The sequence below is a fragment of the Bacteroidales bacterium genome (assembly GCA_016707785.1).
In the GTDB taxonomy this organism is placed as follows: Bacteria; Bacteroidota; Bacteroidia; order Bacteroidales; family UBA4417; genus UBA4417.
In genome coordinates this window covers 177,692-186,735 of sequence record JADJGZ010000012.1, presented here as the reverse complement: position 1 = coordinate 186,735, position 9,044 = coordinate 177,692, and the positions used below count along the sequence as shown (strand labels likewise).

Annotated in this window: 10 protein-coding genes; 9 read left to right on the top strand and 1 reads right to left on the bottom strand. The window is 36.7% G+C overall.

The features are described 5' to 3' along the window. Positions 1-100 precede the first annotated feature (100 nt). The 7 genes from IPH84_08710 (at position 101) to IPH84_08680 (ending at position 4,670) form a co-directional block, all read left to right on the top strand. Positions 101-379, top strand: coding sequence for a type II toxin-antitoxin system RelE/ParE family toxin (locus IPH84_08710; GenBank protein MBK7173302.1), 279 nt, complete (start codon positions 101-103; stop codon positions 377-379). Between the two features lie 34 nt (positions 380-413). After that, positions 414-722, top strand: a complete 309-nt coding sequence (locus tag IPH84_08705) for a helix-turn-helix transcriptional regulator (GenBank protein MBK7173301.1) — start codon at positions 414-416, stop codon at positions 720-722. A gap of 295 nt (positions 723-1,017) precedes the next feature. Continuing rightward, entirely contained in the window at positions 1,018-1,515 is a 498-nt protein-coding gene (locus tag IPH84_08700; GenBank protein MBK7173300.1) for a cysteine hydrolase, read from the top strand. A 544-nt stretch (positions 1,516-2,059) separates the two neighbouring features. Beyond that, positions 2,060-2,305 (top strand): AbrB/MazE/SpoVT family DNA-binding domain-containing protein, encoded by a 246-nt coding sequence (locus IPH84_08695; GenBank protein MBK7173299.1) that lies wholly within the window; start codon positions 2,060-2,062, stop codon positions 2,303-2,305. Further along, on the top strand, positions 2,296-2,619 hold the full coding sequence (locus IPH84_08690) for a type II toxin-antitoxin system PemK/MazF family toxin (GenBank protein MBK7173298.1): 324 nt from the start codon (positions 2,296-2,298) through the stop codon (positions 2,617-2,619). The genes IPH84_08695 and IPH84_08690 overlap by 10 nt, the downstream gene beginning before the upstream one ends. 147 nt (positions 2,620-2,766) lie before the next feature. Further along, positions 2,767-3,567, top strand: a complete 801-nt coding sequence (locus IPH84_08685; GenBank protein MBK7173297.1) for a T9SS type A sorting domain-containing protein — start codon at positions 2,767-2,769, stop codon at positions 3,565-3,567. A 20-nt stretch (positions 3,568-3,587) separates the two neighbouring features. Then, positions 3,588-4,670 (top strand): hypothetical protein, encoded by a 1,083-nt coding sequence (locus tag IPH84_08680; protein ID MBK7173296.1) that lies wholly within the window; start codon positions 3,588-3,590, stop codon positions 4,668-4,670. 264 nt (positions 4,671-4,934) lie between these two features. Here the strand turns inward: IPH84_08680 and IPH84_08675 are convergent, their stop codons facing one another. After that, on the bottom strand, positions 4,935-6,242 hold the full coding sequence (locus tag IPH84_08675) for a T9SS type A sorting domain-containing protein (protein ID MBK7173295.1): 1,308 nt from the start codon (positions 6,240-6,242) through the stop codon (positions 4,935-4,937). A gap of 145 nt (positions 6,243-6,387) precedes the next feature. Between IPH84_08675 and IPH84_08670 the strand changes: the two genes are divergently transcribed. Together IPH84_08670 and IPH84_08665 are read left to right on the top strand one after the other, a co-directional pair. Beyond that, positions 6,388-6,831 carry a GNAT family N-acetyltransferase gene (locus IPH84_08670; protein MBK7173294.1) on the top strand — a complete coding sequence of 148 codons (444 nt, stop codon included), beginning with the start codon at positions 6,388-6,390 and terminating at the stop codon, positions 6,829-6,831. A gap of 656 nt (positions 6,832-7,487) precedes the next feature. Then, the gene (locus tag IPH84_08665; protein ID MBK7173293.1) at positions 7,488-8,993 is read left to right on the top strand and encodes a response regulator; all 1,506 of its coding nucleotides are present in this window, start codon (positions 7,488-7,490) and stop codon (positions 8,991-8,993) included. The last annotated feature ends 51 nt before the right edge of the window (positions 8,994-9,044 follow it).

The window sequence follows — 9,044 nt, the reverse complement described above, 5'->3', positions numbered from 1 at the left end:
CGTTATGCCGTTTGATATAGAAAATTTACCTATTAGAAAAATAGTAATATTTGGAATTTGTTGCCTATTAAGGTAACTTTGTAACGTAATCGAAAAGTCAATGAGGACTACTTATGTCTATGGCAATGAATTTTGGAAATTATATAATGCTCAAAAACAAGATGTTCAAGATAAAATTGATTGGGTAATTGGTCTTGTTAGATCATTAAGAATGGTTCCTGAGAAATTTTTCAAACACATTGAAGGGATCGGATGGCCTTTTGAAATAAGAATAAAAGTAGGCTCTGATATTTTTAGAATCCTTTGCTTCTTCGATGAAGGAGATTTAATCATCCTCCTCAATTGGTTTTCAAAAAGACTGAAAGAACACCAAAAATGAAATTGAAAAGCAATACAATTAAAACAGAAATACTATGAAGACAAATCAAGAAAATAAGATTGTTTCCTGGGATGATCATTTAGATAAAAAATACGGTAAAGTTGGGACTCCAGCTCGAGATAAATATGAAGAAGGGTTTGAAAACTTTAGAATTGGAGCTCTCATTCAAGAAGCTCGTAAAAAACAAAACCTAACTCAGGAAGAACTTGCAATTAAATGTGGAACAACAAAAAACTACATTTCCAGAATCGAGAACAATGCAAGTGATATTAGACTTTCAACTCTCATGAGAATAATAAGAGAAGGTCTTGGAGGACATTTAAAATTAAACCTTGAGTTCTAGGGGAGAATCATCACTTGGCATAACTGCGGCTAAGCAAGGTGGGTTTTCCAGCCGCACCTGGCCCACCACTAAACCAACCTCGCCTAACCCGGGAACGTCAAACTGTCTAAAAACCTCTTTTGCTCCTTCAATTTCTTGGATACCTGCTCGAGTTTAACCTCAAATATGGGATTATCAGAAGCACTTATGTAACTTTTTAGACAAGCTGACATTAGCCGCAAGAAAACAAGCAACAGTGCGATGGACAATGAGATAGAAAATTGAATTCAAACATAAAAATTAAATAATTAATCCCATGCAGAAAAAGTCTCTAGTGGTGATTGACATTCAAAATGACATTACCAAAAACTACAAAGAAATCATTGACAATGTTAATAGGTCAATAGATTGGGCAGTGGAAAATGAAATTCATGTCGTTTACATAAGGCATTATAACTTATCTGACGGCACAAGGACTTTCAAACCTAATACTCGTGGGTCTGAATTAGTTTCGGACATGAAATTGGTTTCCAAAAACATTTTTGAAAAATCCAAAGGCAACGCATTGACCAGCGAAGATTTTGCTGACTTTATCAAGAAAAATGAAATAAGCGAATTTTACATTACAGGAGCAGACGCCATTGCCTGCGTGAAATCAACCGTATTTAATATGTGCAAGGAAAACTACAAAGTTACAGTCTTATCAGATTGTATTACGAGTTATGATAAAAGGAAAATTGACGAAATGCTGAATTATTACGAAAAAAATGGCAGTAAAATAATTCATTCGAGTGACTTGTTAGATTCTAAATAAAAATGACAGCGGCTAACAGCACCTACCCTCTACCAGGCTTAACTTTGTGCTTACCAGCAAAATATTATTAAGTTTAAATTTGTGATTCCTTAAAAACCTGTTGAATAAAGACTGGCAAAGGAAAGCTGCAACCGTTCCCGCCAATGTTATACCGTTGCTGAATCATTTTGCGATCCGCCGGCTGGCGGAGGAAACCTGTGCGCCCCGGCATTACTCAATCTGCAAGAATATTGCTTTGAACCAAAGGCTCCCCTTCGGGGCAAATTCATTGCGATTGAGTATAAAAAGGATGACGAAGAGTTTTTTTTAAATAATAATAAAGATAGAACACATTCCCTGAGTATGATTAAAAGATTATCAGTAAAAAAGAAATCATAGCTACCGCCAACCCAGGCCAGGCAAGGCGGGCTCTTCCAACGCGCAAGGCCCACAAAAGCCCACCTCGCCCAGATCGGGACCGTCACCCCCGATTAGAAAAAAAATTCTGCATCCGTCAAAATATTAAAATATTGTAATAACTTTGTAACTACAAACAATAATCGCCATGGACATCTCTGTAGTACAAATCGGAAATTCAAAAGGAATAAGATTAAGTAAAACCATCTTAGAGAAATATAATATCAAAGACACTGTAGAATTGATCTTAGAAAAAGGATATATTATTATTCGACCTAAAACTTTGCCTAGAAAAGGCTGGGAAAAAGCATTTAAAAAAATGCATGATAATAAAGATGATAAGCCATTGATGGCAGATGTTTTTGAAGATGAAAATTTTGAAGAATGGAAATAGTTCAATATTGCATCGTTTTAGTAAATCTGGATCCTACAGTCGGTAGCGAAATTAAAAAGACCAGGCCCTGTGTTGTTATTTCTCCAGATGAAATGAATCGTCATCTTCAGACAATTACTATTGCTCCGATGACAAGTCAATCAAAAACATATCCAACCAGAATAGAAGTAAAACATAATGATAAAACCGGGTGGATTGTGATAGATCAAATTAGGACAATAGATAAGACCAGAATCTTGAAAGTGCTTGATAAACTGACTGATAAAGAAATATTAGAAGTAAAAAATATAATAAAAGAGACATACGTAGATTAACACTAACCCTGGGTAAAACGAGCTAAGCGATCATGGCTTTGCTTAATGCGCAAGGCCAACAACACAAAGCCACGCTCGCCTAACCCAGGAACGTTAACTTTACAATTAAAAGTGCTGATGTAGCACGATAATCTCTACCGATAAAAAATGAAAACAAAAATTATATTTCTGAAAAAAGTGGCATCCTTATGCTGCTTATTTATATTATTTGTTTTCAACAGTAGATTATACTCACAAATTATATATACTGACATCCCTGACGCTACTCCCAATGCTACTTATCCTTTAGATTTGAATAATGACTCTATTGTTGATTTTTTAATTCAATTCGATTTGGTTGATAAGGTGATGTGTTATCCTCAAAATAACAATGCTTATTCGGGGAATTTTGTTGGTGGTGTACATTTACCATGGGCATTATCTGCATCTAATAGTATTTGTGACACACTAGAAACATGGTATGATTCTAATAACCCTGGTACAATGGGCTGGGGAACAAGCATAGGTTACTGGGTAGGAGAAACAAATAAATATTTAGCATTAAAACTAATTGTGGGAACAAACACATACTATGGCTGGGCACGCTTAGATTTACCAGCAACATCCACATCGTTCACCATAAAAGATTACGCCTACCAGAGTACCCCAAATGCTTGCATTCAGTCGGGACAAACCATCTTAGGAATTAATGAAAATTCAAAAAAGAATATTTTTTCTATCATTCCCAATCCTTTTATTTCCTCGACAACTATACAGACAATTGGCAATCTTAAAAATGCAACCCTGACAATTTACAACTCATACGGGCAGGCTTTAAAGCAAGTAAAAAACATTTCAGGGCAGACAGTTTCTTTATCCCGTGACAATCTTCCAAGCGGACTGTATTTCATCAGGCTGACAGAAGAAAACAAAATCATCGCAGCAGAGAAATTAATAATTACAGACTGACCTCAAAGACAATTTGAATAATGAAAAAAAAATTCTTACAAATACAAGTTTTTACTTTCCTGACAATACTGCTTTTGGGGACTGCCTGCGACATACCCGTTAAAAAAGATTTGCCAAAAGAAAAGGATGGATTAAAACTAATAAAAACCATAAGTGACCCCCAATTTGGCAATGTTCGATGTAGTTTAAAAGACAATGAAGGTAATCTTTGGTTTGGAACAACTGAAAAGGGGCTTTATAAGTATGATGGAAAATCTTTCAATCAATTTACAGTAAAAGATGGGTTAGATTGTGATAATATTTATTGCATTTTGGAAGATAAAGATGGTAAATTTTGGATAGGTACTGAAAAGGGACTTTGTCTTTACAATGGCAAAACATTTGACAAAATCAAGATTCCTTTACCAAAAAACCTGCCTCCTAACAAGAATCCCTACTATCAAAACCATTGGGTTTACAGTATGTTGCAAGCAAAAAGCGGAAAACTATGGTTTGTAACGATTGATGGTGTCTATATTTACGATGGCAAATCTTTTACACATTTTCCGATTAATGAAGCCGCAAATGGCTTTTTGACCAGTAATGATAAGGTGGAACGCATTTTAGAAGATAATGCAGGTAACATTTGGTTAGGTGGACGAACTAATGAAGGTGTTTTTCGTTACGATGGTAAATCTATAACCAACTTTAAACTACAAGAATTAATCCAGGGACAAAATGGGCCAAGGCCAAAACCTCATAGTTGGGGGTGGCCTCAATTGCAGGACAAAAATGGGAATCTTTGGTTCAGTAACTGGGGTGGAGTCTACCGGTATGATGGAAAAACATTTACAAGTTTTTCAGCGAAAGATGGCTTAACAGGTACAATGGTTGCTAAAATTATCGAAGACAAAAGGGGAAACTTTTGGTTTAGCGGTGATGGACTTTTTCGTTACGATGGAAAATCTATCGCTCCTTTTACAACAAAAGATGGACTAGCCAATTTAGGTGGGTGGTCAATTTTGGAAGATGCAATTGGAAATCTTTGGGTGGGTACGAAAGAAAAAGGTCTTTACATTTTCGATGGAAAAGAATTTATTACTTATTCAGAATATAAGCAATAGCCTGAAAATAACTAACTAACAAAGTTTGCAACAACAGACAAAGTGCGCTAAAACAACGAAATATTAACACAGGTTTGGCAAAAGTGGCGGTTCAGTGCTCCTCCGGCACTTTTGTGGTAAATCAAAATTTAGTTCTATTCATCAATCCCGATAGCTACCGGGATGGTGAAAATCGCCACTTCACCTGGCCCCAAATCGTTATCCGATGCAGTCCCATTTTTAAAAATAATCGGGCTTCGTCAAATATTTCAAATTGTAAATAGTCTAATCCCTGAGACAACGAACTGAAAACCCATATGACTTACCGTTGTCGTCCTTGCTTAGAATGCCATGTTCATGGTACAGGTTACGGCTCCAGGCATCAAGCGTATTGCCAGAATCCTCAGTTTTACTCCACCAGTTGCCATAGTGCCCATTGAGATAGAAAGTTGCAATGAAGTCGTCGCGGGAACCTCCCGGAAGGCCTGAAAAGCCACTTTCGTTTGTTGCGTCTGTGTTAGGGGCTTCCCACCTTGGTTGCGGATCATTTGGTGCTGTTCTTGTACTTTTCATTTTACCACCGGCATTTGCCCCTAAGTATGTGGAGAGAATGGTCCAATCATAATCCCTGGGCATATGCCAGCCTGTTGGGCAAATATTATGGCTATCGGCTACCGCATACCAGTTATAAAGTGCTCCGTATGAATTTTTATAATTAGCTTCATCATTATTGTACCAGCAGTATGCTGCGGTTGAAAGAACTGCCCATTCGGAATTGCTTGTAACATTCGGAATTGGAGTACCATCCCTATAATGAGTTACTTTCAGGTTTTCAGCCATCCATGTTTGTGCCCCAATTTCCACTACAGAATAGTTATTGCTATCAGCATCAGTACAAGCTATGAAATTAAATTCTACGGCTTGACTTTGAGACGGCACAAGCATAAAGACAGTTCTGTAATGCCCTGATCTACCTGTAAGCATCAATAAGTCGCCAGTATTATATAGCATGTCAATGACAGAGTTATCATTTTTCAACCTCATCATCAGTCCTGAAGCTAAAGGCGAATCTTGAATGTCAATTTCAGGTATATTTCCCACCAGGCGAAATTCAGCCATGCCGACAGTTTCGCTAATAGATAGTATTTTCGAAGTATAAGTTTTTATTCCGGATTTAATTTTCAACGTATACAAGCCGCTACCAATTCCACTCAGGCTATAAAAATGAGATCCTTTTGAAACCCATTTCTGTTCATTGATTATCCTATTTCCTTTTAGATCATAAAGTTCAAACGTGGTGTTGATTTCAGCTGCTGACTCAAACCTGATTATACAATTGCCTTTCATAGGATTTGGAAAGATGAGCAGGTCAGAATTTAAGGAGGAATTTAATTCACTAAATCCATTTGTTGAAACAAGATGTAACAGATCTCCTCCACTGAGCATCAAGCTTGTTCCTTTAGTTAAATTTTCAATTTGCACCGAATCAGCTGAAGTGGCAGCTCCTGTTCCTGTAAAGCTTATAAAATAATCCTGGGCACCGGCTCTTGATAAGACAAAAACCATTAAAAAGAATACTGTAACTTTATTCATAATTCATATTATTTAGCTTATTGCCCTACATTATAGGATCTTTAAAAGTAAAAAAAATAAACAGGTGTGGCTCGACCATTAGATGCAGTGTGGGGCTATACGGCAGAAAATAAAACCTGACAAATTAGGAAACATCAGCGATATGGTGAAAATAGAGAAAATTACCGAGAATAAGAAACAGTTCCTTGACTTATTGTTGTTGGCTGACGAGCAGGAAAATATGATTGACAAGTATTTACCAGGTGGTGACTTGTTTGTTTTATATGACGATGATTTGAAAAGTGTATGCGTTGTAGTGCCGATAAATAGCGAAACCTGCGAATTGAAAAACATAGCGACATACGAGAAATACCAAGGCAAAGGATACGGCAGAGCATTGATAAATTTCATTTTTGATTTCTACAAAAACGATTACAAAACAATGCTTGTCGGGACAGGTGAAACGCCGGCAATCTTGTCGTTTTATGAAAATTGTGGATTTGAAAAGTCAAATCGGGTAAATAATTTTTTTATAGACAATTACGACCACCCGATTTTCGAGGGCAACATACAACTTGTTGATATGATTTATCTTAAAAAGGATTTTTAGAAAAAATGGTGGTGAGATCTGGGATGAAAGTATTGAAGGGGAAGGTTCCTCTTTCTATTTTAGATTACCCATTGAGAAGCCTTTATCCAAAACCGGCATTTCAGACGAAGTGATGTTTGATGAAAGTACATAAGGCATAGACTTGAATGATGAAATAGCTTTTAGAAGCCCTATTTCAAAAAGCCACCTGGTTTTAACTTTTGTTTTTTTTTAAAGCTTTTTACTATATTCGTATTCCGTTCTTTCCGGAACCGGATCTGAAGAGGTTCGAGATTTTTCAATATGCAAGCAAGCAGAAACAGGCCGCAGTATGCTTACTTTTACAAATTATTACAGCTACAAAAATGATATTCAATAAAATAACATTGGCTTTTCCTGAAAAGGAGGAAAAGCTGTTCCTGAAAACATATTTTTATGAATCACTTTTCCAGGTCAGAATCTCGTTTGTACTCGTAACCTTTCTCTATGGAATTTTTGGATTCCTTGATTCACTAATGTTTCCGGAGTACGCAAGACTATTTCATATTATCAGGTACATCTTTGTAGTCCCACTCCTGACGATTGTCTTTTTCCTCTCATTTACCAAAATATTCAGGCAAATCTGGCAACAGCTGTTATTTGTGAGCCTTATTGCAGGAGGATCCGGCATTAGTATTATGGTTATGCTTGTACCAGAAAACTATGCCTATTATGCAGGGATGATGCTGATATTTTCAGCAGGCTATTTTTTTATCAAATTACGTTTCTTTTATGCTACTCTTGCAGGTTGGATTATTCTGATTTTTTATAACCTGGGAGTGATATTTTATTCACATGCGCCTGATATAATTGTTATTAACACTAATTTCTTCTTCATCAGTTCCAATATTATCGGAATGTTTGCTGCTTATAACATAGAGTATTATGCCCGTCATAATTTCTTTCTGAATTATGAACTCGACAGCGAAAAACAACATATCGTGGATATCAATAAGAACCTGGAGAAAACCATAGAAGAACGAACCAATGAATTGCTAAGGGCCAAAGAAAAAGCAGAAGAAAGTGATCGGCTTAAAACAGCTTTCCTGGCTAATATGAGTCACGAAATCCGCACTCCAATGAATGGCATACTGGGGTTTTCTGATTTACTCAAAAAACCAGGTCTTACAGGTAATCAGCAACAAATGTATATCGATATCATTGAAAAAAGCGGAGCACGTATGCTCAATATTATTAATGATATTGTCGATATTTCAAAGATAGAAGCGGGATTAATGAAGATTGACCTTGTGGAAACTGATCTCAATGATCAGATGGAATACACCTATTCATTCTTCAAGCCAGAACTGGAAGCCAAAGGAATCAGGTTCATTTTCACAAATTATCTGCCTGTTAGTGATACCCTCATTTATACTGATCGTGAGAAAACATACGCCATTCTAACCAATTTGGTAAAAAATGCTATTAAATACACCGAAGAAGGAACCATAGAATTCGGGTGTTTCAGAAAAGGAGGTTTTATAGAATTTTATGTGAAAGACACCGGGATCGGAATTCCAAAAGACAGGCAGGAAGCCATCTTTGAACGCTTTATTCAGGCTGATATAGCTGATAAAATGGCAAGACAGGGAGCAGGATTGGGTTTATCGATTTCGAAGGCTTATGTTGAAATGCTTGGTGGAAAAATCTGGGTTGAAAGTGAAGAAGGCAAAGGCACTGCCTTTTACTTTACAATACCATTTAAAGGCCGGGAGAACACAAATGTTGAAAAGGAAGCATCTAACCGCAGGATTGAAAAAAGAAGCAGTGGCGAAGTTCCCGGGTTGAAAATATTGATTGTGGAAGATGATGAAGCTTCTGAAATTTTATTAAGAATTGAACTGGATGAAATTGGGAAACAAATACTAAAAGCAGGTACAGGTACCGAAGCCATTGCGATGTGCCGCAATAACCCTGACCTTGATCTAATACTCATGGATATTCAAATGCCCGGATTGAACGGCTACGAAGCAACCCGCCGAATCCGGCAATTTAACAAGAGGGTTGTCATTATTGCACAGACAGCCTTTGGATTATCCGGCGACCAGGAAAAAGCAATCGATGCAGGCTGTAATGATTATATCACTAAACCTATCAATAAAGGCGATCTGCATTCATTAATAAAAAAGTACTTTAATGATTAAGTGATTATCTAAAAAAACTATTTCCCGAAGAATTCAAGCCAAATTCTTCCC

Excerpts from the sequence above, each read along its gene's own strand:
- IPH84_08710 (MBK7173302.1), top strand. The coding sequence starts at position 101 with ATGAGGACTACTTATGTCTATGGCAATGAATTTTGGAAATTATATAAT.
- IPH84_08705 (MBK7173301.1), top strand. The coding sequence starts at position 414 with ATGAAGACAAATCAAGAAAATAAGATTGTTTCCTGGGATGATCATTTA.
- IPH84_08700 (MBK7173300.1), top strand. The coding sequence starts at position 1,018 with ATGCAGAAAAAGTCTCTAGTGGTGATTGACATTCAAAATGACATTACC.
- IPH84_08695 (MBK7173299.1), top strand. The coding sequence starts at position 2,060 with ATGGACATCTCTGTAGTACAAATCGGAAATTCAAAAGGAATAAGATTA.
- IPH84_08690 (MBK7173298.1), top strand. The coding sequence starts at position 2,296 with ATGGAAATAGTTCAATATTGCATCGTTTTAGTAAATCTGGATCCTACA.
- IPH84_08685 (MBK7173297.1), top strand. The coding sequence starts at position 2,767 with ATGAAAACAAAAATTATATTTCTGAAAAAAGTGGCATCCTTATGCTGC.
- IPH84_08680 (MBK7173296.1), top strand. The coding sequence starts at position 3,588 with ATGAAAAAAAAATTCTTACAAATACAAGTTTTTACTTTCCTGACAATA.
- IPH84_08675 (MBK7173295.1), bottom strand. The coding sequence starts at position 6,242 with ATGAATAAAGTTACAGTATTCTTTTTAATGGTTTTTGTCTTATCAAGA.
- IPH84_08665 (MBK7173293.1), top strand. The coding sequence starts at position 7,488 with ATGGTTATGCTTGTACCAGAAAACTATGCCTATTATGCAGGGATGATG.